This window comes from Mesorhizobium sp. M4A.F.Ca.ET.090.04.2.1, assembly GCF_003999085.1.
Lineage (GTDB): Bacteria > Pseudomonadota > Alphaproteobacteria > Rhizobiales > Rhizobiaceae > Mesorhizobium.
Genome location: NZ_RZOT01000858.1, coordinates 1 through 1,315 on the forward strand (window position 1 = coordinate 1; position 1,315 = coordinate 1,315).

Consider the following 1,315-nt stretch of genomic DNA (forward strand, 5'->3'; position numbering starts at 1 on the left):
GGCCATCGCCCGTATAGGCTGGTCCTGTTGGGCCAGGGGTTGGCTCAGCTCCAAGCAAGCAACGTCCGCAGGCCGGTGCCGCATGGCCGATGTCGCTGGCCGCCATCCTCGGTGCTGGCCGCCATCCTCTTGACGGGCGGCGCCTATTTCCTGTTTTCGGCGCTGGACGCCGCGATCAAGCTGCTGGTCGCCGGCGTCAGCGTCTGGCAGATCATGTTCTTCCGGTCGATCACGATCCTCGCCGCCCGCGCGGCGACCGGCGGGCGGCGGCTGAGCATTTCCGCAAACGGCTTCAGGACAACAACTGACGGAACCATGTCAGCAGGGGAGCGTAGACTGGGGCATGACCGATTCCCTCGACATGACTGACACATTGCCCGATGGCGCGGCCAAGGCCGCCGCCCAACGCACCGTGGGCATCGCTCTAGTGTCGGCCTCCGCCGTCGTATTCGGCCTCACCGGCGTGCTGACAAAATCGATCCATGCCGATCCGCTGACCATCACCTGCTGGCGCGGTTTCGTCGGCTCGATTCTGATCGCGCTCTATGTGCTGTGGCGGCGCAGGCGCTCCGGCGGGCGCGAAAGCCTGCGGCTCGGCTGGCGCGGCTGGCTGCTGGCCATCGAGGGCGCCGCGGCCAGCATCGCCTTCATCGCGGCCTTCAAGTTCACCTATGTCGCCAATGTCGCGGTCATCTACGCGACCTCGCCCTTCATCGCCGCGTTATTCGCCTTCCTGCTGGTGCGCGAAAAGGTCCGGCTGCAGACGATGCTCGCCGCCGCGGTGTCGCTCTGCGGCGTCGGCGTCATGGTGTGGGCGGGCTTCGGCACCGGTCATCTTTTCGGTGATGGGCTGGCGCTGCTGATGACCACCGGCAGCGCACTCTACATGATCATGGTGCGCGCCTTCCGCGACACGCCGGTGGTGTGGGCGGGCGCGGTCTCGGCCTTCCTTCTGTTCGTTTTCGGCTGGTTCGTCACCGATCCGCTGGCGGTTTCTGCACGGGATGCGCTACTGCTTGCCGCCTTCGGCGGATCCTTCGCGCTGGCCTCGATTCTCTGGACGGAGGGTTCGCGGCTGATCCCGGCACCCGAATCCGGCCTGCTCGGCTCCGCCGAAGTGCCGTTCGCGATCCTGTTCGCCTTCCTGTTCCTGGGCGAGATCCCACCGGTAGCCAGTATCATCGGCGGCGCGATCGTGCTTTGCGCGGTGTTCGCCCATGCCGGGCGCGACTGGCTGGCGGCAAGGCGGTCCGCCGCCAACTGAAAAATATTTTGCCGGTCATGGAACCATCATCCGACTGAGGCATTGTTGTTG

Annotated in this window: 1 protein-coding gene and 1 pseudogene; both read left to right on the top strand. The window is 65.9% G+C overall.

Annotation, left to right across the window (positions count from 1 at the left end):
* Positions 1-369, top strand: a pseudogene (locus EN781_RS35670) (hypothetical protein); the annotation flags it as partial.
* Positions 344-1,264: a DMT family transporter gene (locus EN781_RS32645; protein WP_245455534.1), complete on the top strand. Its 921-nt coding sequence runs from the start codon at positions 344-346 to the stop codon at positions 1,262-1,264. The pseudogene EN781_RS35670 and the gene EN781_RS32645, both read left to right, overlap by 26 nt.
* The last annotated feature ends 51 nt before the right edge of the window (positions 1,265-1,315 follow it).